This is a genomic window from Methylomarinovum caldicuralii (assembly GCF_033126985.1).
In the GTDB taxonomy this organism is placed as follows: domain Bacteria; phylum Pseudomonadota; class Gammaproteobacteria; order Methylococcales; family Methylothermaceae; genus Methylohalobius; species Methylohalobius caldicuralii.
Genome location: NZ_AP024714.1, coordinates 1,568,404 through 1,586,910, shown reverse-complemented (window position 1 = coordinate 1,586,910; position 18,507 = coordinate 1,568,404). Strand labels below are relative to the sequence as shown.

20 protein-coding genes are annotated in these 18,507 nt (G+C 65.9%); 14 read left to right on the top strand and 6 right to left on the bottom strand.

Annotation, left to right across the window (positions count from 1 at the left end; all coding sequences use genetic code 11):
- Positions 1-145: 145 nt before the first annotated feature.
- Both MCIT9_RS08120 and MCIT9_RS08115 read right to left on the bottom strand, forming a co-directional pair.
- Entirely contained in the window at positions 146-2,287 is a 2,142-nt protein-coding gene (locus tag MCIT9_RS08120; RefSeq protein WP_317704407.1) for a type I restriction-modification system subunit M, read from the bottom strand.
- Positions 2,284-3,993: a proline--tRNA ligase gene (locus tag MCIT9_RS08115; protein ID WP_317704406.1), complete on the bottom strand. Its 1,710-nt coding sequence runs from the start codon at positions 3,991-3,993 to the stop codon at positions 2,284-2,286. Before MCIT9_RS08115 ends, MCIT9_RS08120 begins: the two co-directional genes overlap by 4 nt.
- 43 nt (positions 3,994-4,036) lie before the next feature.
- On the opposite strand from MCIT9_RS08115, the gene MCIT9_RS08110 reads away from it, so the two are divergent.
- Together MCIT9_RS08110 and MCIT9_RS08105 are read left to right on the top strand one after the other, a co-directional pair.
- On the top strand, positions 4,037-4,726 hold the full coding sequence (locus MCIT9_RS08110; RefSeq protein WP_317704405.1) for an ABC transporter permease: 690 nt from the start codon (positions 4,037-4,039) through the stop codon (positions 4,724-4,726).
- 1 nt (position 4,727) lies between these two features.
- A complete protein-coding gene (locus MCIT9_RS08105; RefSeq protein ID WP_317704404.1) occupies positions 4,728-5,684 on the top strand; it encodes an ATP-binding cassette domain-containing protein in 957 nt (318 codons plus the stop codon).
- Positions 5,685-5,687: 3 nt separating this feature from the next.
- Here the strand turns inward: MCIT9_RS08105 and MCIT9_RS08100 are convergent, their stop codons facing one another.
- Positions 5,688-6,104 carry a hypothetical protein gene (locus MCIT9_RS08100; RefSeq protein ID WP_317704403.1) on the bottom strand — a complete coding sequence of 139 codons (417 nt, stop codon included), beginning with the start codon at positions 6,102-6,104 and terminating at the stop codon, positions 5,688-5,690.
- A 69-nt stretch (positions 6,105-6,173) separates the two neighbouring features.
- Between MCIT9_RS08100 and MCIT9_RS08095 the strand changes: the two genes are divergently transcribed.
- Genes MCIT9_RS08095 through MCIT9_RS08085 form a run of 3 tightly spaced genes read left to right on the top strand, consistent with a single transcriptional unit; the run spans position 6,174 to position 7,440 of the window.
- Positions 6,174-6,494 (top strand): hypothetical protein, encoded by a 321-nt coding sequence (locus tag MCIT9_RS08095; protein WP_317704402.1) that lies wholly within the window; start codon positions 6,174-6,176, stop codon positions 6,492-6,494.
- On the top strand, positions 6,491-7,033 hold the full coding sequence (locus MCIT9_RS08090; RefSeq protein ID WP_317704401.1) for a hypothetical protein: 543 nt from the start codon (positions 6,491-6,493) through the stop codon (positions 7,031-7,033). The genes MCIT9_RS08095 and MCIT9_RS08090 overlap by 4 nt, the downstream gene beginning before the upstream one ends.
- Positions 7,034-7,038: 5 nt before the next feature.
- Positions 7,039-7,440, top strand: coding sequence for a TraR/DksA family transcriptional regulator (locus MCIT9_RS08085; protein WP_317704400.1), 402 nt, complete (start codon positions 7,039-7,041; stop codon positions 7,438-7,440).
- Between the two features lie 12 nt (positions 7,441-7,452).
- On the opposite strand, the gene MCIT9_RS08080 is transcribed toward MCIT9_RS08085, so the two are convergent.
- Entirely contained in the window at positions 7,453-7,695 is a 243-nt protein-coding gene (locus MCIT9_RS08080; RefSeq protein WP_317704399.1) for a hypothetical protein, read from the bottom strand.
- Between the two features lie 106 nt (positions 7,696-7,801).
- On the opposite strand from MCIT9_RS08080, the gene glnE reads away from it, so the two are divergent.
- Genes glnE through MCIT9_RS08035 form a run of 9 tightly spaced genes read left to right on the top strand, consistent with a single transcriptional unit; the run spans position 7,802 to position 17,156 of the window.
- A complete protein-coding gene (glnE, locus tag MCIT9_RS08075; RefSeq protein WP_317704398.1) occupies positions 7,802-10,684 on the top strand; it encodes a bifunctional [glutamate--ammonia ligase]-adenylyl-L-tyrosine phosphorylase/[glutamate--ammonia-ligase] adenylyltransferase in 2,883 nt (960 codons plus the stop codon).
- A 2-nt stretch (positions 10,685-10,686) separates the two neighbouring features.
- Positions 10,687-11,616, top strand: a complete 930-nt coding sequence (locus tag MCIT9_RS08070; protein ID WP_317704397.1) for a branched-chain amino acid transaminase — start codon at positions 10,687-10,689, stop codon at positions 11,614-11,616.
- A 4-nt stretch (positions 11,617-11,620) separates the two neighbouring features.
- Entirely contained in the window at positions 11,621-11,833 is a 213-nt protein-coding gene (locus MCIT9_RS08065) for a DUF4236 domain-containing protein (protein ID WP_317704396.1), read from the top strand.
- 55 nt (positions 11,834-11,888) lie between these two features.
- Entirely contained in the window at positions 11,889-13,586 is a 1,698-nt protein-coding gene (gene gspE, locus MCIT9_RS08060; protein ID WP_317704395.1) for a type II secretion system ATPase GspE, read from the top strand.
- Between the two features lie 2 nt (positions 13,587-13,588).
- Positions 13,589-14,803: a type II secretion system F family protein gene (locus MCIT9_RS08055; RefSeq protein ID WP_317704394.1), complete on the top strand. Its 1,215-nt coding sequence runs from the start codon at positions 13,589-13,591 to the stop codon at positions 14,801-14,803.
- On the top strand, positions 14,787-15,239 hold the full coding sequence (locus MCIT9_RS08050; protein WP_317704393.1) for a GspH/FimT family pseudopilin: 453 nt from the start codon (positions 14,787-14,789) through the stop codon (positions 15,237-15,239). The genes MCIT9_RS08055 and MCIT9_RS08050 overlap by 17 nt, the downstream gene beginning before the upstream one ends.
- Positions 15,236-15,640, top strand: coding sequence for a type IV pilus modification PilV family protein (locus tag MCIT9_RS08045; protein ID WP_317704392.1), 405 nt, complete (start codon positions 15,236-15,238; stop codon positions 15,638-15,640). Before MCIT9_RS08050 ends, MCIT9_RS08045 begins: the two co-directional genes overlap by 4 nt.
- Positions 15,637-16,248 (top strand): type II secretion system protein GspJ, encoded by a 612-nt coding sequence (locus tag MCIT9_RS08040; protein WP_317704391.1) that lies wholly within the window; start codon positions 15,637-15,639, stop codon positions 16,246-16,248. The genes MCIT9_RS08045 and MCIT9_RS08040 overlap by 4 nt, the downstream gene beginning before the upstream one ends.
- Positions 16,245-17,156, top strand: coding sequence for a type II secretion system minor pseudopilin (locus MCIT9_RS08035; protein WP_317704390.1), 912 nt, complete (start codon positions 16,245-16,247; stop codon positions 17,154-17,156). Before MCIT9_RS08040 ends, MCIT9_RS08035 begins: the two co-directional genes overlap by 4 nt.
- Here the strand turns inward: MCIT9_RS08035 and MCIT9_RS08030 are convergent.
- A complete protein-coding gene (locus tag MCIT9_RS08030; RefSeq protein ID WP_317704389.1) occupies positions 17,054-17,554 on the bottom strand; it encodes an SRPBCC family protein in 501 nt (166 codons plus the stop codon). The genes MCIT9_RS08035 and MCIT9_RS08030 overlap by 103 nt on opposite strands.
- The gene (locus tag MCIT9_RS08025) at positions 17,551-18,453 is read right to left on the bottom strand and encodes a TIGR01777 family oxidoreductase (protein WP_317704388.1); all 903 of its coding nucleotides are present in this window, start codon (positions 18,451-18,453) and stop codon (positions 17,551-17,553) included. The genes MCIT9_RS08030 and MCIT9_RS08025 overlap by 4 nt, the downstream gene beginning before the upstream one ends.
- Positions 18,454-18,507 lie beyond the last annotated feature (54 nt).

Sequence of the window (18,507 nt, the reverse complement as noted above, 5' to 3'; positions counted from 1 at the left end):
GGTAATAGGGTGTCCTTAATATGCTTGTCTACATTACTCACCTTCAGTTCAACCGCGTTCCGAAGTCGTTGCAGCCGCCATGTGGCAGGTATTTCCTCAAGCCACGACACCCCCGAATCCTTGTACTCCGGATAAGGCCTGAGCTTCATTGCGCCACCTCCACCAGAATGTCATCCAACAATCCTTCAGTTTCCCGCTCCAAGGCGCGGATGTCGGCGACGATCTCCTCCAGCGACCGCATGGGCGCGGGTTTGTAGAACTCGCGGGTGAAGCTGATTTCGTAGCCGATCTGGGTTTTGCTCTCGTCGATCCAGGCGTCGGGTACATAGGGCAGCACCTCGCGGCGGAAAAAGGCTTCGATGCCGCCTGCTTCCAGCAGGGGCACCTGCTCGCTGTCGCGCAGGCTGGTGTCGGGCTCGTATTGAACGATGGCGGTTTTGCCGTCGATTTCCGCTTCGAACCGGCCGTGCAGCGGGTCGGGCTCGGCCTTGCCGGGCTTGTGCGCCTTTTTGATGACCGGCTCGGCGTTCTCGTCGGTTTCGGTCAGGTGTTCGCGCAGCAGTTTTTCCTTTTTGGCGGTCCAGCGCAGGCCCGGGGCCTTGGCCTCGGACTTGGCGCGGGCGATGAAGGTGTTGTAATCCATCAGCGGCTCGGCACCGAAGTGTTCGGCCAGTTTCAGGGCAAGGCGCGGCAGGTCGGGTTCCCTGGCCTGCTCGCAAGCCTCGTTCAGCGCCACCAGGCGGTTTCCGACAAGGTCCACCCGCAAGCGCAGGGGTCGCTCAACAATAATCTTCCAGTACCCGAAGTGTTCATTGGGGAAGAGCTTGCTCTGTTCGGTCTCGCGCGGGTTGACGATCAGATCGCAGATGTGCCGGATGTGCTCCTCGCCCAGGCGGCAGTTCTTTTTTCCTAAGTTCTTGCGCAGGGGTTCGAACCATTGGGTGGCGTCGATGAGCTGGACCTTGCCCCGGCGTTCGGGCGCCTTGCGGTTGGTGAGCAGCCAGATGTAGGTGGCGATGCCGGTGTTGTAGAAGAGGTTTTCCGGCAGGGCGACGATGGCTTCCAACCAGTCGTTTTCGATGATCCAGCGGCGGATGTTGCTCTCGCCGGAGCCGGCATCGCCGGTGAACAGGGCCGAGCCGTTGTGCACCTCGGCGATGCGGCTGCCCAGCGGGGTGTCATGCTTCATCTTGGCCAGCTTGTTGACCAGGAACATGAGCTGGCCGTCCGAGGAGCGGGTGATCATCTTGTATTCGGGGTCGCCGGCGTGTTCGACCACGAAGCGCGGATCGGTGATGCCATCCTTGCCGCCGAGGCGTTCCAGGTCGGTCTTCCAGCTCTTGCCGTAGGGCGGATTGGAGAGCATGAAGTCGAAGGTTTTCTCGGGGAAGGCGTCGGCGGAGAGGGTGGAGCCGTGCTTCATGTTGTCCGCCTCCATGCCCTCGCCCTTGAGCAGCAGGTCGGCCTTGGTGATGGCGAAGGTTTCGGCGTTGATCTCCTGCCCGAACAGGTGAATGGAAACCCGCTTGCCGTGCTGGTCGGCCAGTTGCTGCAGGCGCTCCTCGGCCACGGTGAGCATCCCGCCCGTCCCGCAGGCGCCGTCATAGACCAGATAGGTGCCGGATTCGATCTTCTCGGCGATGGGCAGGAAGATGAGGTCGGCCATCAGGGTGACCACATCGCGGGGGGTGAAGTGCTCGCCAGCCTCCTCGTTGTTCTCCTCGTTGAAGCGGCGGATCAGCTCCTCGAAGATGGTGCCCATGGCGTGGTTGTCCAGGGCCGGCAGGCGCTCCGTGCCGTCGGGGTTTAGCACCGGGTTGGGGCTGAGATTGATGGTGGGGTCGAGGAACTTTTCGATCAGGTGGCCGAGGATGTCGGCCTCCACCAGGGTGTCGATCTGGTTGCGGAACTTGAACTTGTCCAGGATCTCCTGCACGTTGGGCGAGAAACCATCCAGATAGGCCTCGAAATCGGCCCGCAGTTGCTGCGCCTTGGCGCGGGCCTTGAGATCGCGCAGGGTGAAGGGCGAGGTGTTGTAGAAGGCCTGTCCCGACGCCTGACAGAGCGCCGCGTGCTGGTTGGCGATGCCGGCCTCGTCAAGCTGTTGCTTCATGGCCAGCACAGCCGGTTTGGTAGGCTCCAGCAGGGCATCGAGCCGCCGGATCACCGTCATGGGCAGGATCACGTCCCGATACTTGCCGCGCACATAGACATCGCGTAGCACGTCGTCAGCGATGCCCCAGATGAAACTGACGATACGGCTGTGAAGGTTGGCGATTTTGCTCATCGCGCCAACATTTCCCGCAGCATTGCCACGATCTCCTCCCGCGCCACCGTGCGCGCCTCGGCATCCTTGCGGCCTTTGTATTCCACCTCGCCGGCGTCGAGCAGGCGGTCGGAGAGCACCACCCGGTGGGGGATGCCGATCAGCTCCATGTCGGCGAACATGACCCCGGGGCGGGCGGGGCGGTCGTCGAACAGGACGTCGAGGCCGGCCTGCTTCAGTTTCTCATAGAGCTTTTCAGCCTCGTCGCGCAGGCGCTGGGACTTGGGCATGTTGACCGGCACCAGCGCCACCTGGAACGGGGCCAGCTCCTGCGGCCAGGCGATGCCACGTTCGTCGTGGTGCTGTTCGATGGCGGCGGCCACCACCCGGCTGATGCCGATGCCGTAGCAGCCCATGATGAGGTATTCCTCGCGGCCGTTCTCGTCGAGGATGGTGGCGCCCAGGACCTCGGAATACTTGGTGCCGAGCTGGAAGATGTGGCCCACTTCGATGCCGCGGCGGATCACCAGGGTCCCCTTGCCATCGGGGCTGGGATCGCCTTCCCGGACGTAGCGGATGTCGGCCACTTCCGGCAGCGGTACGTCCCGTTCCCAGTTGACCCCGGTGTAGTGCCTGCCGTCCTGATTGGCGCCGCAGACGAAGTCGGCCAGCACAGCGGCACTGCGATCGCAGACCATGGGCAGATCCAATCCAATGGGACCGAGGGAGCCGGGACCGCAGCCGACGACCGCATGGATTTCCGCTTCGCTGGCAAACTCCAACGGGGCTGACACCTGCGGCAGCTTCTCCGCCTTGTGGGGGTTGAGCTCATGGTCGCCGCGCAGCAGCAGGGCCACCAGATGGCCTTCCTCGCCCCTGACCACCAGGGTCTTGAGGATCTGCTGTGGCGGCACCTTGAGGAAGCGGCTGACTTCCTCGATGCTGTGCTGATTGGGGGTATCCACCAGCGCCAGGGGCTGGCCCGGCTCGGGGCGGGGTTCGGGGGGGGCGACCGCCTCGGCCAGCTCCACATTGGCGGCATAGTCGCTCTCGGTGGAGAAGGCGATGGCGTCCTCGCCGGAGTCGGCCAGGACGTGAAACTCGTGGGACAGATGTCCGCCGATGGCGCCGGGATCGGCCAGCACGGCGCGGAAGTCCAGCCCCAGGCGGGAGAAGATGGCGCTGTAGGCCCGGTACATGGCTTCGTAGGTCTGTTGCAGTGAGTCCATGTCCCGATGGAAGGAGTAGGCGTCCTTCATGATGAACTCGCGGGCGCGCATGACCCCGAAGCGGGGACGGATCTCGTCGCGGAACTTGGTCTGGATCTGATAGAAGTTGAGCGGCACCTGCTTGTAGCTCTTGATTTCGGTGCGCACCAGGTCGGTGATGACCTCCTCGTGGGTGGGGCCGAGGCAGAACTCGCGTTCGTGGCGGTCCTTGAGGCGGATCAGCTCCGGGCCGAACTGGTCCCAGCGTCCCGACTCGCGCCACAGCTCCGCCGGCTGCAGGGCCGGCATCAACAGCTCCAGGGCGCCGGCGCGGTCCATCTCCTCGCGCACTACCTGCTCCACCTTGCGCAGCACCTTGAGGCCCAGCGGCAGCCAGGTGTAGAGGCCGGCGGCCAGTTTGCGGATGAGCCCGGCGCGCAGCATCAGCTGATGGCTGACGATCTCGGCGTCGGCCGGGGTTTCGCGAAGGGTGTGAAGCGGAAACTGACTGGTGCGCATGGTTGTCTTCCCTGGATTGAACGAAACTGTTATTGTAACGCGAATGGATTTTTTTGAAGCCTCCCTGCGTGCCGCCTGGAAGCTGGTGCTCAGCGGCGATCCGCAGCTGTGGCGCATCGTCTCCACTTCCCTGAAGATTTCCCTGACGGCGGTGGCGGCGGCCGCCCTGATCGCCGTGCCCGCGGGGGTGTTGATCGGCATGCGGGCGTTTCCCGGGCGGCGCTGGCTGCGCCAGCTGCTCGCTTCCCTGACGGCGCTGCCCACCGTGGTGGTAGGGCTGCTGCTCTACGCCCTGCTGAGCCGGCGGGGACCGCTGGGGGACTGGGGCCTGCTCTACACCCCGGTGGCGGTCGTCATCGGTGAGGCGGTGCTGATCCTGCCGCTGCTGCTCCACTGGATCAGCACCGCGGTGCTGAGCGCCGACCCTCGCCTGCTGCCCACCCTGGAAGCGCTGGGGGCGGGAGGGTTGCACAAGCTCTGGTATCTGGCCTCCGAATTGCGTACCGGCATCGCCGCTGCCCTGGTGACCGCCTTCGGCCGCGCCATCGCCGAGGTGGGGGTGGCGATGATGCTGGGGGGCAACATCGCCGGTTTCACCCGTACCATGACCACCGCCATCGCCCTGGAAACCGGCAAGGGCGAGTTCGAGCTGGCCCTGGCGCTGGGCATGATCCTGCTGGCGGTCGCCTTCGCCGTCAACGCCCTGCTGGCCTGGTTGCAGGAAGGAGACTGACATGGTGTACCGGCTGGAGGCGGTCCGCCACGGTTATGATGGACGCACGGTGCTGGCGATTGAGCGGCTGGAGATCGTCCCGGGCGTGACCGCCTTGGTGGGGGAGAACGGCGCCGGCAAGAGCACCCTGTTGCGGCTGCTGGCTGGCATCGAGGCACCGCGGCGGGGGCGGGTGCTGTTTCAGGGCAAACCGTTGACCTGCGCCGACCGGCGCCGCATCGGCTGGGTGATGCAGCACCCCTATCTGCTGCGGGGGTCGGCGCTGGACAACGTCATGCTGGGCTTGCGGTTTCGGCGCGGCGGCGACCGCCGCCGGCGGGCGCTGGCCGCCTTGGAGACGGTGGGTTTCCGCGCCGATCCGGATCGGCCGGCAGCCATGCTTTCCGGTGGCCAGCGCCAGCAGGTTGCCCTGGCGCGTTGTCTGGTGCTGGAACCGGAGGTGCTGCTGCTCGACGAGCCCTTCAGCCATCTGGACGCAGCCACCCAGCGCTGGCTGGAGGGGTGGCTTCCGGCCTGGGCGGTACAGGGGCGGGCGGCGGTGTTCAGCGATCATGCGGCCGAGCGCTGCCGGATCCTGGCCCGGCAGGTGATCGCCCTGTCCCAGGGGCGTTTGGTGCCGGCGCCTGCCGCCAACGTGTTCCGCGGCCGTTGCGAGGGAAACCGTTTCCTCACAAAAGGGCTGGCCCTGTGGCTGCCGGAGCCGGTCACGGCGACCCACGTGGCCATCGATCCCCGCGACATCGTTTTGTCCCTGCGGCCGCTGCAATCGAGCATGCGCAACCGCTTCCGGGGGCGGGTGGTGGCGCTGGCGGAGACAGGCGGCGAGGTGCGGGTGACGGTGGTGGCGGGAGAGCGCTTCGAGGCCGTGGTGACCTTGGCCTCGTGCCGGGAGATGGGGCTGACGCCGGGTCAGCCCGTGTGGGTCAATTTCAAGTCCACGGCGGTGCGGACGTTTTGAGAATTATTCCTCGAATGCGTGCTCGGGCCGCTCGCGGCCGATCACCCGCGGGGTGTTCTTGGTCAGCGTGGCGACCATCTGGTCCCAGGACTGGTATTTGGCGAAGCGCTTGTCGCCCTTGAGAATGCGGGCGTTGACTTCCTCCTTGGCCAAGGCGATGATCTCGTCGGCGGTCTTGCCGTCGATGGTTTTCAGGAACAGTTTGGTGCCGCCTTCCTCCGTCTTGAGCTGCTGGAGGGTGCCGATGGCGATTTGGAATTCCAGTTTTTTGGAATCGTCCTGAATATAGTTTTTCACCTTGCGGACGGAGTCATAGGCGCTGCGCAGGGAGGATGCATGGATCTTGCCGCGGCCGGAACAGGCCACCGGCAGGACGAAAATCACACCGAGAACGATGATGACGGCGATCACGGATTTCATGGGTTTTCGTTCTCCAAGCGTCTGGATAATGAATAACCCCATTATAAATTATTTCCTGACAGGAAAGGCATGATTCGAAACCGGGCATTGGTGCGCCTGCAGCGCCGCCGCTGGCGTGTACTGCAGCGTTACCGGCGCCGCCGGGCGCGGCTGCGCCGGCGCGGGGAAGGTGCTTTCTGGCGTCTGTGGCGCCAGCAGATCCGGGCCCTGTGGCACCGGTCCCGCAAGGCTTTGCCGTCCCCGCTGCGCCGTGAGGGTCGTCGCTGGATCCGCCGGCGGCTGGCGCAGCGGGATTATCGGGCCCTGACTGAACTGTACCTGACCTTGTTGCCCTTGGTGGACGAACGCTGGGGTCGCGAATGCGCGCTGATTTTGAAACCGTCGGGATGACCTGGGGCCAACGCCTGCGGCAGATGCTGCGGGGGATTCGCGGGGAAAGGCGGCGCTGGCGCCGCGAACGGGAAGCGGATCTGCTGGCATGGCGTCGCCGCCAGCTCGAAGTGGAGCTGGATCTGGAGGCCGAGCGGCGCAAGCGCCAGCTCCATCTGGAGCAGGAACTGGAACGCATGCGGCGTCAGTTCGAGCTGGAATTGACCCTGCTGGAAAAGAAGCAGAAACAGGAGCTGCGGGACTACGAGCGTTATCTGGCGGCGATCGATCAGCTGCAGGTGCAGCTGCGTCATGCCTTTTCCCAGGCGCCGGAGGTGATCGTGCTCACGCTGCACCACCATGCCAAGCGGTTGCTGGATCGGATGTGGGAGGCGGAAGATTTGCAGCAGCGTTTGCAACGGGAGCAGGAATTTGTCAAATTCCTCACCACGGTCTATGAGGACACCCTTCAGGCGACCGCTGCCGAAGGCACGGAACCGCTGCTTCCCAGACGGGCGTTGCGGTTGATGTTACACACGGAAACGGACAAGGAGACTTGATCATCATGACAGGACCGGTATTGACGGACGCGCAACTTAAGGAATTCGAGCGCTTGTTGAAGCAGCGCTATCGGGAATTGCGCGAAGAGATCCGGCAGGAGCTGCTGCGTAGCGACAACGAGCAATTCATCGAGCTTGCCGGCCGGGTGCACGATCCGGAAGAGGCTTCCCTCGCTGATCTCCTGGTGGATTTGAACCTGGCTGCCATTGACCTGCACATCAAGGAGCTGCGGGAGATCGACGAGGCCCTGATCCGGCTCTACAAAGGCACCTACGGCATTTGCGAGGACTGTGACCAGCCCATTGGCCTGGACCGGCTGCGGGCCAATCCCACGGCGCGGCGTTGCATCCAGTGCCAGGAGATCTACGAGAAGACCCATGCCGGGGTGTCTTCCCCCAGCCTGTGAGGACGGGCGGCCTTAAAGGCCGCCTGTTTCCTGCGCGTGGACGCCCTCCACCTCGGTCCAGGGGAAGAAGCTGCGGCGGCGCCCGAGCATGTCGCAGCTTCCCTGTTCGATGACGTCGAGGATCAGGGCGGATTCACCGTCCAGTTTCTCCCACAGATACTGGTGGGTGGCGAATTTGCTGCCGATCTCCAGATCGTCGAAGCGGTGTTTGCCGCCGAGGCGGATACGGCGGAAACGTTCGAAACGCTGGCGCATCGTGCTTTTCCCTCCTGGGTCATTAGGATGATCCAGCTAAGTAATAGCGGACTTCAGGCCTGCCGGCCAGGTAAATCCAAGGAAACGTGAAGGAGGTTCCATTTCCATGACCTTGCCCCCGCCGGATTTCAGCGCTTTGCCCCCGGAGCTTGCCGAATCGGTTCAGCCGCGTTGGCAGCAGTTCATCGAAGCCTGTGAGCGGGAGGCGGTGACGCTGGCCACCGGCGACTGGCTGGCCAGCCTGCCCCGGGTCTGGGCCTGCAGCGAGTTCGTCGCCCATCAGTGCATCCGTCATCCGCTGCTTTTGGCCGATCTGGTGGCCAGCGGCGATCTTTTCCGGGCCGAACGCCGCGGCGTCTACCGCAGTGAGCTGGAGCGCCTGCTGGGCGCGGCTGAAACTCCTCAGGACCTCCACCGTATCCTGCGCCGTTTCCGCAACCGCGAGATGGTCCGCATCGCCTGGCGCGACATCTGCGGCTGGGACGCCATCGAGGACGTGCTCTGCGATCTCTCCCTGCTGGCGGAAAGCTGCATCCAGGCGGCCCTGGACTGGCTGTTCGCCCGGGCCTGCCAGCGTTACGACACCCCCCGCCGTCCCGACGGCCAACCCCAACTGCCGGTGGTGCTGGGGATGGGCAAACTGGGGGGCTGGGAACTGAATTTTTCCTCCGACATCGACCTGATCTTCGCCTACGAGTACGACGGCGTGCTGGAAGACCGGCGCAGCACCAGCTATCAGGAATTCTACCTGCGCCTGTGCCGCGATCTGGTCAAGGCGCTCAACGCCCAGACCGAGGACGGTTTTGTGTTCCGGGTGGACACCCGCCTGCGTCCCTTCGGCGATACCGGTCCCCTGGTGTGGAGCTTCGATGCCATGGATCTCTACTATCAGGGGCAGGCGCGTGACTGGGAGCGCTACGCCATGATCAAGGCGCGTCCGGTGGCCGGCGATATGGATGCCGGCGCGCGGTTGATGGCGCTGCTCAAACCGTTCGTCTATCGCCGTTATCTCGATTACCGCGCCCTGGAGGCCCTGCGCGCGCTCAAGCGCAAGATCACCGCCGAACTTCAGCGCCGCGACCGCCTCGACGACGTCAAGCTCGGACCCGGCGGCATCCGCGAGATCGAATTCATCGCCCAGGTGTTTCAGCTGATTCACGGCGGCCGCCGCCCCCAGCTGCAGGAACGCCGCCTGCTGCCGACCCTGGCCCGGCTGGGGCAGATGGGGCTGTTGCCCCGTGAGGACAGCGACGACCTGATCGGGTCCTACCGATTCCTGCGCCGGGTGGAAAACCGCCTGCAGCAGTGGCGCGACCAGCAGACCCAGAAACTGCCGGAAACGGAAGTGGAATGGCAGCGTCTGGCCTTGGGACTGGGTTTCGACGATGCCGCCGGCCTGCGCCGGCACCTTGAGGCCGTGCGGGGGCGGGTGCAGCAGTGCTTCGATCAGGTGTTCGCCGAACCGCAGCCGCAGGCCGGCGGCGCCGGTGAACGGGTCTGGCAGCTGGTGGCCGAAACAGAGGCGCTAGGGGAAATCCTGACCCAACTGGGATACCGGGACGCTGGGGCTGTCCTCAGGCGTCTTGAAGCGCTGCGCCAATCGCGTGCGCTTCAGTCCCTGGGGGCGGAGGCGGAACAGATTCTGGACCGCCTCATGCCCGCCCTGATCGAGGCGGCGGGCCGCAGCGACCAGCCCGATACCACGTTGCTTAGAATGCTCGATCTGATCGAGGCCATCGCCGGCCGCAGCGCCTATCTCTCCCTGCTGGCGGAAAACCCCCAGGCGCGGGCGCATCTGATCCGTCTGGTGGGCGCGAGTCCCTGGATCGCGCGGTTGCTGTCGCGTCATCCGGCCTTGCTCGACGAACTGCTCGACCCGCGCCAGCTCTATGCCCCCTTAAAGCGCGCCCAGCTGCAGGCGGAGCTGGAGGCGCAGCTGGCCGTCCCCGATCCCGAGGACGAGGAAGCCGTGCTCAATCAGCTGCGTTATTTCAAGCATGCCCAGGTACTGCGGGTGGCGGCCGCCGATCTGAGCGGGGCGATCCCCACCAACGTGGTCAGCGACTATCTCACCGAGATCGCCGAGGTGATTCTGGCCAAAACCCTGGAACTGGCCTGGCGCCACGTGAGCGCCAAACACGGCCCGCCCCCGGGCGCCACCGCTGATGCCCCGAAGGATTTCGCCATCATCGGCTACGGTAAACTGGGCGGCATCGAGTTGGGATACGGTTCCGACCTGGATCTGGTGTTCCTGTACCAGGGCGACGCCAACGCCGAGACGGGGGGACCTCGGCCGGTGGCGGTGAGCGAGTTCTTCATCCGCCTGGGGCGCCGCATCATTCATATCCTGACCACGCCGGTGTATCACGGGGTGCTGTACGAGATCGACATGCGTCTGCGCCCCAGCGGCAACGCCGGCCTGCTGGTCACTTCCCTGGCGGCGTTCGCCCGCTATCAGCGGGAGGCAGCCTGGACCTGGGAGCATCAGGCGTTGGTGCGGGCCCGTCCGGTGGCCGGAGACGCGGAATTGGCCCAGGAGTTTGCCGCCGTGCGCCGGGAGATTCTCTGCCGCGAGCGCGATCCGACCACGTTGCGCCGCGAGGTGATCGACATGCGCCTGAAAATGCGCGAACACCTCGACCGCAGCGATGCCGAGCGCTTTGATCTCAAGCAGGGCGTCGGCGGTATGGTGGACATCGAGTTTATAGTACAATTCGGCTGTTTGGCCCACGCCCGTCGGCAGCCGGAGGCCTTCCGCTGGAGCGACAATCTGCGCCTGCTGGACGCCCTGGCGGCCATCGGCTGGCTGGAAGGGGACGATGCCGCCTTCCTGCAGCAAACCTACCTCGACTACCGCAGCCGGGCCCACCGCCTGGCGCTGCAGGAACAGCCGGCGCTGGTGCCACAGAGCGAATTCCGCGACCGCCGCGCCCGCGTCGAGGCGCTCTGGCGGCGACTCATAGAAGAAACGGCGACAGGAGAAGCATAAGGATGCCGACACACGACCGCGACGGGGAAATCTGGCTCGATGGACAATGGCTGCCTTGGCGCGAGGCCAAGGTGCACGTGCTGACCCACACCCTCCATTACGGCGGCGGGGTGTTCGAGGGCTTGAGAGCCTACTACGGCCAGCAGGGGACCGCCATCTTCCGCCTCCAGGAACACACCGACCGCCTGTTCCGCTCCGCCCACATCATGGGGATGCGGATTCCTTACGACAAGGACACCCTGGGCCGCATCCAGTGCGAGGCCGTGTTCCGCAACCGCCTCGACAGCGCCTACATCCGCCCCATGTGTTTCTATGGCGCCGAGGGGATGGGGCTTAGGGCCGACAATCTCAAGGTCCACGTCATGGTGGCGGCCTGGGAATGGGGCGCCTATCTGGGTTCGGAGGCGCTGGAGCAGGGCATCCGGGTGCGGACCTCCTCCTTCACCCGCAATCACGTCAACAGCCTGATGTGCAAGGCCAAGGCCAACGGCAATTACGTCAATTCCATGCTGGCCCTGCAGGAAGCCCTCGACTGCGGCTACGACGAGGCCCTGCTGCTGGATCACGAAGGCTATGCGGCCGAAGGCAGCGGCGAGAACCTGTTCATCGTCCGCGGCGGCAAGCTCTACACCCCGGATCTCACTTCGGTGCTCGAAGGCATCACCCGCGACACGGTGATGACCATCGCCCGCGAGCTTGGTATCGAGGTGATCGAAAAGCGCATCACCCGCGACGAGGTGTACGTCGCCGACGAGGCCTTTTTCACCGGCACCGCCGCCGAGATCACCCCGATCCGGGAGCTGGACGGCCGCACCATCGGCAGCGGCCGCCGCGGGCCGGTCACCGAGCGGCTCCAGAGCCTGTATTTCGATTACGTCCACGGCCGCCGCACCGACCATCCCGAGTGGCTGACGCCGGTGACGCCGGAATGAGCCGATGCGGATAAGATTCTACCGCCGCATTCCCATCGTTCCCGGCTGGGTGTATCTGAACCTGAGCAAGGGCGGGGTTTCCCTGTCGCTCGGGCGGCGCGGCTTCTGGCTCACCTTCGGTCGTCACGGGGTGCGGGTGACCACCGGCCTGCCGGGAACCGGGCTGTCGGCCTCCGAACAACGCAAGTATTCCGACATCTTCCGTTCCGGGCGCTGACGGGAACCCGGGGCCGGACGCACGATCCAAACGCAAAAACTTCGGAGCCTTGGTCATGGCCGTTGCCCTCGAAACCTACCTTTCCCCGCCCGATTACGAGACCTTCGCCGCCCGTCTGCTGGAAACCGGCAGGCTGCGCCCGGCCGATCTCAACCGCGCCAGACGCCTGCTGGAAGAGGGCGACGACAGCCTGCCGCTGCTGCTGGTCAAGCTGGGGCTGGTGGCCGAGCGTGACGTGGCCGAGGCCCTGGCCCAGGTGACCGGCCTACCGCTGGCCGATGCGAACGCCTATCCCGACGCCCCGGTGCTGCCGGAAACGGTATCCTTGCGCTTTCTCAAGACCTGGCGGGCGGTGGGGCTGGCGGCCACCGAGGCCGGTTACGAGGTCGCGGTCGCCGATCCCCTCGATGGCTATCTGCGCCAGGCGCTGCAACTGGCCTGCGACCGGCCGCTGAGCTTCAGGGTCGGGCTGGCCTCCGACATCGACAACGCCCTGCGGCGTCAGTACGAGCAGGAAGCGGCGGCGCCGGACCTGACCGAGAGCCTCGACGATGCCGATGTCGAGCACCTGCGCGACATGGCCTCCGAGGCGCCGGTGATCCGCAGCGTCAACCAGATCTTGCAGCAGGCGGTGGAACTGCGTGCCTCCGACATCCACATCGAACCCTTCGAGGACCAGCTCCAGGTGCGCCTGCGCATCGACGGCATCCTCCGTCCCATCGATGCCCCCCCGGTGCGTTCGGCGGCGGCGGTGATCTCGCGGGTCAAGCTGATGGCCAACCTCAACATCGCCGAGCGCCGTCTGCCCCAGGACGGGCGCATCAAGGTCCAGGTGCAGGGGCGGGAGCTGGACCTGCGCGTCTCCACGGTGCCGACCCTGTACGGCGAAAGCGTGGTGATCCGCCTGCTCGACAAGGAACAGGTGACCCTGGATTTCGCCACCCTGGGGTTTGCCGACGACACCCTGGCGCGCTTTCTCAAGGTCCTGAACCTGCCCCACGGCATTCTGCTGATCACCGGGCCCACCGGCAGCGGCAAGAGCACCACCCTCTACACCGCCCTCGACAAGCTCAACACCGCCGAGCGCAAGATCATCACTGTGGAGGACCCGGTGGAGTACCAGCTCACCGGCGTCAATCAGATCCAGGTCAAGCCCGACATCGGCCTGGATTTCGCCGGCGCCCTGCGCGCCATCGTGCGCCAGGACCCGGACGTGATCATGATCGGGGAAATGCGCGATCTGGAAACCGCCCGCATCGCGGTGCAGTCGGCGCTCACCGGCCACCTGGTGCTCTCGACCCTGCACACCAACGACGCCGCCGGCGGCGTGACCCGATTGCTCGACATGGGGCTGGAGGACTATCTGATCTCCTCCACCGTCAACGGCATTCTGGCCCAGCGTCTGGTGCGGCGCCTGTGCGATCACTGCAAACAGCCCAAGGAACTGTTGCCGGAGGCGGTGGAGGAGACCGGTCTGGCGAAGCTGTTGCGGCCGGGTCAGAAGCCGGTGCTGTATCAGGCGGCAGGTTGCGACCATTGCAACGGCATCGGCTACCGCGGCCGGCTGGCGATCCACGAATTTCTCGAAGTCTCCGATACCATCCGCCGTCAGATCCTCCAGCACGCCCAGGCCCGCGAGATCGAGCAGACCGCTCTGTCCGAGGGGATGCGCACCATGTATCAGGACGGTCTGCTCAAGGCTTTGGCGGGGCAGACCACCCTGGAGGAAATCCTGCGGGTGACCTGTGACTGACCATGCCTGATTATCTGGTCAAGGCGGTCAGCCGCCGCGGGGAAACCCTGGAAACCCTGCGCAGCGCCCCCGACGAGGCGGCGCTGATGCGCCAGCTCCAGGAGGAGGATCTGCTGCCGCTCAAGGTGGTGCCGGCGGAGAAGGCCTCGTGGCTGGGGCTGTGGCGCCACGGCGGGCGGCGCCTGCGCCAGAAGGAGGTGCTGGCCTTCACCCGTGAACTGGCGACCCTGCTCGGGGCAGGCCTACCCCTGGACCGCTCCCTCAAGGTGCTGCTGGAGCTGTTTCCGGAGGACTCGGCGCTGCACCAGATCAGCGCCCGGATTCTGGAGAAGGTGAAGGGCGGGGCGCAGCTGTCGGCGGCCCTGGAGGCGGAAGGCAAGGCGTTCTCGCGCCTCTACGTCAACATGGTGCGCGCCGGCGAGGCCGGCGGCACCCTGGATCAGGTCTTGCAGCGGCTGGCCGATTACCTGCAGCGCAGCCAGGAACTGCGCGCCAGCGTGATTTCCGCATTGATCTATCCGGCGATTCTGGTGGTGATGGCGGCCGCCTCCCTGCTGGTGCTGCTCACCTTCGTGGTGCCCCAGTTCGAGGAGATGTTCGCTAGCGCCGGCAAGGAACTCCCCCTGCCCACCCAGATCGTGATGGCGGCGGCGGACGGGGTGCGCCGCTACGGCTGGCTGGCCTTGATCGCCGTGCTGCTGGCGATTCGCGGTTTCCAGTACTGGCTGGCCGATCCCGGTCACCGTTACCGTTTCCACCGCTGGCTGCTGAACCTGCCGCTGCTGGGGCCGTTGCTGATCCGGGTGGAGGTGGCGCGCTTCAGCCAGACCCTGGCGACGCTGCTGACCTCCGGCGTGGCGCTGTTGCCGGCGCTGGAGATCGTGCGCGAAACCCTTTCAAACCGGGTGCTGCGCGAGGCGGTCGGCGAGGCGGCGGAAAAGCTCCGCGCCGGCGGCGACATTTCCACAGCCCTGGAGGAAACCGGCCATTTTCCGGTGATGGCGCTGCAGATGATCCGCATGGGGGAGGAAACCGGCCAGTTGCCGCAGATGCTGACCCGCATGGCGGACATCTACGAGGACGAGGTGCGCACCGCCATCCAGCGCCTGCTGACCCTGCTGGAGCCGGCGCTCATCGTCGGTCTCGGGGTGGTGATCGCTGCCATCATCGTCTCCATCCTCATGGCGGTGGTGAGCGTCAATGAACTGGCGTTCTGATTCCGGTTTTTCTTTGCTGGAACTGACCGTGGTGCTGGCGATTCTGGGGTTGGGATTCGCCTTCGTCGCCCCCCATTTCGCCCGCAGCTACGACGGCCTGCGCTTCCGCGCCGCGGTGCGCGAGGTGGCCGACGGCCTGCGCGGTGCCCGCGGCATCGCCCTGTCCCAGGCGCGTGAGGCCGTGTTCGTGCTCGACGTGGATGCCCACCGCTACCGCATCGACCGCAGGCCCTTCAAACCGTTGCCGGATTTCATCGACCTGACCCTGGAAACCGTCGCCGGGGAGCGGGAGGATTCGGGACGCGGGCGGATCCGTTTCTTCCCCGACGGTTCCGCCACCGGCGGGCGGGTGATCCTCGCCTGGAAGGAACGCCGCCGCCGGGTGGACGTCAACTGGCTCACCGGCCGGGTTGCAATCGCGGAGATGTCGCCGTGAAGCGCCAACGCGGTTTCACCCTGCTGGAAATCATGGTGGCCTTCACCCTCATGGCCCTGTCGGCGGCGGTGTTGCTGCAGGCTTTCGGCGGCGGGGCGCGGCTTTTGGGCCGTGCCGAAACCGTCACCCGCGCCGCGGCCCTGGCCGAATCGCAGCTGGCGCGGGTCGGCAGCGAATGGCCCCTGGAGGAAGGCGAGCGCGAAGGGGAATGGCAGGGGCTGCACTGGCAGGTCGCTCTGACCCCAGTGTCTCTGAACCAGCTTGATCCGCAGGTGGGGGAGAATGTCGAAGAGATCGGCAACCAGCGCCTGTGGCAGGTGACGGTCGTGGTCGGCTGGCGGGAAGGCGGCCGCGGGCGCCGTTATCGTCTGACCACCCTGCGTCTGGCGCCGGCATTGTGAACGCGCGCGGCTTCACCCTGGTGGAAGTGCTGATCGCCCTGGCCCTGTTCGGGCTGATGCTCACGCTGGTGTTCGGCGTGCTGACCGTCGGCGCCCGCAGCTGGGAGGCGGCCGAGCCCCAGGCGGCGGCCCTGGATGACCGCCTGAGTTTGGGAAGGTTCCTGCGCCGCCGGCTTGCCGCTGCCCTGGTCTGGCCCGACAACCGCGACGAGCCGCCGCTGCAGGGGGAGGCGACGCGGTTGCGTTTCATCGCCTTTCCTCCCCTGGTAATCGACCTCAAAGGGCCGCAGCGTTTCGAACTCTACCGCAGGGGCGAGCAGCTTGTGGTCGAGGTGTTGCCGCTCGACGGTGAGGTATCCGAAGCCGAGGTGGAAATGCGCCGGCTGGTGCTGTTGGAAGGGGTGGAACACGTCCGGTTCCGCTATTTCGACGGGGAGGACTGGTTCGACACCTGGGACGAGAACCGCCTGCCCCAATTGGTGGAAGTGGCCGTGAAGGCGGCGGGTCCGGCCTGGCCGCCGTGGGTCGTGCGTTTGCGTCACGGACAAAGCGGCGCGGGGGTCGTTACAGGCAATCCGTTCGAATTCGGCGGGGTGCCCATCCGATGAGACAGCACGGCGTCGCGTTGGTCGTGGTCCTGTGGGTGGTGGCGCTTTTGAGCCTACTGGCGGCCAGTTTCGGCCTGGGGGTGCGGCGCGAGGCACGGCTGGCCGGTTACCACGTCCAGGTGCCCCACTGGCGGGCGGTGGCCGAGGCGGCGATCCACTACGCCGCCTACCGTCTGAAGCTGCCCGACCCCCAACTGCGCTGGCGGGCCGAAGGCAACGTCTATGACTGGCGCTGGGACGGGGTGCCGGTCAGGCTGCGGCTGGCGGACGAAAGCGGCAAGGTGGATCTCAACCAGGCTCCGGCTCTGTTGCTGCAGACGGCCTTGAAACTGGCCGGCGCCGACGAACAGCAGGCGGTGGAGCTGGCCGACGCCATTCTCGACTGGCGTGACGGCGATGACGATACCCACCCCCACGGGGCCGAGGCCGACGACTATGCGGCGGCAGGCCTGGACTACGGGCCGGCCAACCGTCCCTTCCGGGCCGTGGAGGAGGTGGGCATGGTGTTGGGCATGACCCCGGATCTTACCCGCGCCCTGCTGCCCTGGGTGACGATCCACAGCCATCGAAACGGCATCGACCCGTTTTCGGCGCCACCGGCGCTGCTCAGGGCCCTGCCGGGAATCGATCCCGAGGCGGTGGAGGTGTTTCTCCGGGGCCGCCGCGAGGGCAAGAATCCGCCGTTTCCGGTGATTCCGGGCATTCCCATCCACCGCGGCCAAAGCCAGGTGGTGTCGATGCAGCTTCGGGTCGGCGAAGGCTACGCCCTCCAAGTGGCGGTACGAATCGGGCCGGAAAGGCTGGATTATCTCGAGTGGCAGGAGGTGCCGCTGGCGGACGAGCTGTTCGCTGCCGAAGACAGCAGCGCCGCCAAGGCCGCCTCCCCGGAGGCCATGAGCCGGGAGTGATTCCACACAAACGCCGGTTTCGCCAGCGCTGAAATGCGGTTCATCCAGGCTTTGGTGGTGTGGACGTGCCAATCGACGCGCACCACGGTCATGTTGCCGGCACCCCGCAGGAGGCAGCGCCCCCGGCCGACCAGATCGCCGCTCACGCGGGTGTCCACCCGCCTCAAAGGCTCGAGGCGGAGCACTTCCAGCTCAAAGCACAGCCGGTAGCCCAAACGGGTGCGCCAGTGATGGCGGTGACGGGCCCCCACGCCGACGGGGTTTTCCGGGGTGAGGATTTCGACCTTTTCCACCTCCGGCCACCACCGGGGCCAGCTTTGCGCCTGTGCCAGCACGTTCCAGACCCGCGCCGGCGATGCCGGCAGGCGCCAGACCGTCACCAGGTCGTAGCGAATCATCCCGTCTGGAGGATGGCGCGCAGTGCCGGCTCCAGGGTCTGGAAACGAAATTGAAAGCCGGCCTCCTGCAGGCGTTTGGGAACGGCCCGCTGACTGCCGAGGAGGATTTCCGCCATTTCGCCCATCAGCAGTCTGAGCACGGAGGCCGGCACGTGGAAGAAGGCCGGGCGCTTCAGCAACCGCGCCAGGGTGGCGGTGAATTCGGCATTGGTGACCGGATGGGGGGCGGTGACGTTGAAGGGGCCCGAAAGGGTGGGGTGGGCCAGCAGAAATTCGCTGGCACGGACGTGGTCGTCGATGTGAATCCAGGCGAGCCACTGCCTGCCGTCACCCAGGCGGCCCCCGAGCCCCAGTTTGAAGGCCGGCAGCATCCGCGCCAACAGGCCGCCGTGGCCCAGTACCGGGCCGGTCCGCAGCAAACATACCCGCACCCCGGCATCCTCGGCTTTGCGGGCGGCCGCCTCCCAGGCGGCGCAAAGCCGCTGGCCGAATCCACTTTCCACCGGCGGCGTGTCTTCGTCGAGGACCCGGTCCCCCTGGTCACCGTAATATCCTACTGCCGAACCGGAAAGCAGTGCCTGCGGTTTGGTTTCGGAGCGGGCGATCCAGTCCGCCAGCCGTTCGGTCAGGGTGACGCGGCTGTCCCACAGTCGCCGTTTGCGCGCCTCGCTCCAGCGCGGGCCGATGATGGGTTCGCCGGCCAGATTGATGATGGCGTCGAAGCGGTGGGCCGGGGTCAGTTCCTCCAGACTGTGGATCACGGCGACATCGCCGCAGATCTCCCGCACCCGGTTGTCCGGCCGGCGGCTCAGCACCGTCAGGGTATGGGACTGCTCCAGCAGCGAGCGGCACAGGTTCCGGCCGATGAAACCGGTGGCGCCGGTGATGAAAATGTGCATGATGTACCTCCCGAATCGTGGCTGTCCGGTTGAGGTTGTAGGCCGGATCGGGAA

What these genes read in the sequence shown, in the direction of transcription:
- MCIT9_RS08120 (WP_317704407.1), bottom strand. Translation starts at nt 2,287, where the DNA reads ATGAGCAAAATCGCCAACCTTCACAGCCGTATCGTCAGTTTCATCTGG.
- MCIT9_RS08115 (WP_317704406.1), bottom strand. Translation starts at nt 3,993, where the DNA reads ATGCGCACCAGTCAGTTTCCGCTTCACACCCTTCGCGAAACCCCGGCC.
- MCIT9_RS08110 (WP_317704405.1), top strand. Translation starts at nt 4,037, where the DNA reads ATGGATTTTTTTGAAGCCTCCCTGCGTGCCGCCTGGAAGCTGGTGCTC.
- MCIT9_RS08105 (WP_317704404.1), top strand. Translation starts at nt 4,728, where the DNA reads ATGGTGTACCGGCTGGAGGCGGTCCGCCACGGTTATGATGGACGCACG.
- MCIT9_RS08100 (WP_317704403.1), bottom strand. Translation starts at nt 6,104, where the DNA reads ATGAAATCCGTGATCGCCGTCATCATCGTTCTCGGTGTGATTTTCGTC.
- MCIT9_RS08095 (WP_317704402.1), top strand. Translation starts at nt 6,174, where the DNA reads ATGATTCGAAACCGGGCATTGGTGCGCCTGCAGCGCCGCCGCTGGCGT.
- MCIT9_RS08090 (WP_317704401.1), top strand. Translation starts at nt 6,491, where the DNA reads ATGACCTGGGGCCAACGCCTGCGGCAGATGCTGCGGGGGATTCGCGGG.
- MCIT9_RS08085 (WP_317704400.1), top strand. Translation starts at nt 7,039, where the DNA reads ATGACAGGACCGGTATTGACGGACGCGCAACTTAAGGAATTCGAGCGC.
- MCIT9_RS08080 (WP_317704399.1), bottom strand. Translation starts at nt 7,695, where the DNA reads ATGCGCCAGCGTTTCGAACGTTTCCGCCGTATCCGCCTCGGCGGCAAA.
- glnE (WP_317704398.1), top strand. Translation starts at nt 7,802, where the DNA reads ATGACCTTGCCCCCGCCGGATTTCAGCGCTTTGCCCCCGGAGCTTGCC.
- MCIT9_RS08070 (WP_317704397.1), top strand. Translation starts at nt 10,687, where the DNA reads ATGCCGACACACGACCGCGACGGGGAAATCTGGCTCGATGGACAATGG.
- MCIT9_RS08065 (WP_317704396.1), top strand. Translation starts at nt 11,621, where the DNA reads ATGCGGATAAGATTCTACCGCCGCATTCCCATCGTTCCCGGCTGGGTG.
- gspE (WP_317704395.1), top strand. Translation starts at nt 11,889, where the DNA reads ATGGCCGTTGCCCTCGAAACCTACCTTTCCCCGCCCGATTACGAGACC.
- MCIT9_RS08055 (WP_317704394.1), top strand. Translation starts at nt 13,589, where the DNA reads ATGCCTGATTATCTGGTCAAGGCGGTCAGCCGCCGCGGGGAAACCCTG.
- MCIT9_RS08050 (WP_317704393.1), top strand. Translation starts at nt 14,787, where the DNA reads ATGAACTGGCGTTCTGATTCCGGTTTTTCTTTGCTGGAACTGACCGTG.
- MCIT9_RS08035 (WP_317704390.1), top strand. Translation starts at nt 16,245, where the DNA reads ATGAGACAGCACGGCGTCGCGTTGGTCGTGGTCCTGTGGGTGGTGGCG.
- MCIT9_RS08030 (WP_317704389.1), bottom strand. Translation starts at nt 17,554, where the DNA reads ATGATTCGCTACGACCTGGTGACGGTCTGGCGCCTGCCGGCATCGCCG.
- MCIT9_RS08025 (WP_317704388.1), bottom strand. Translation starts at nt 18,453, where the DNA reads ATGCACATTTTCATCACCGGCGCCACCGGTTTCATCGGCCGGAACCTG.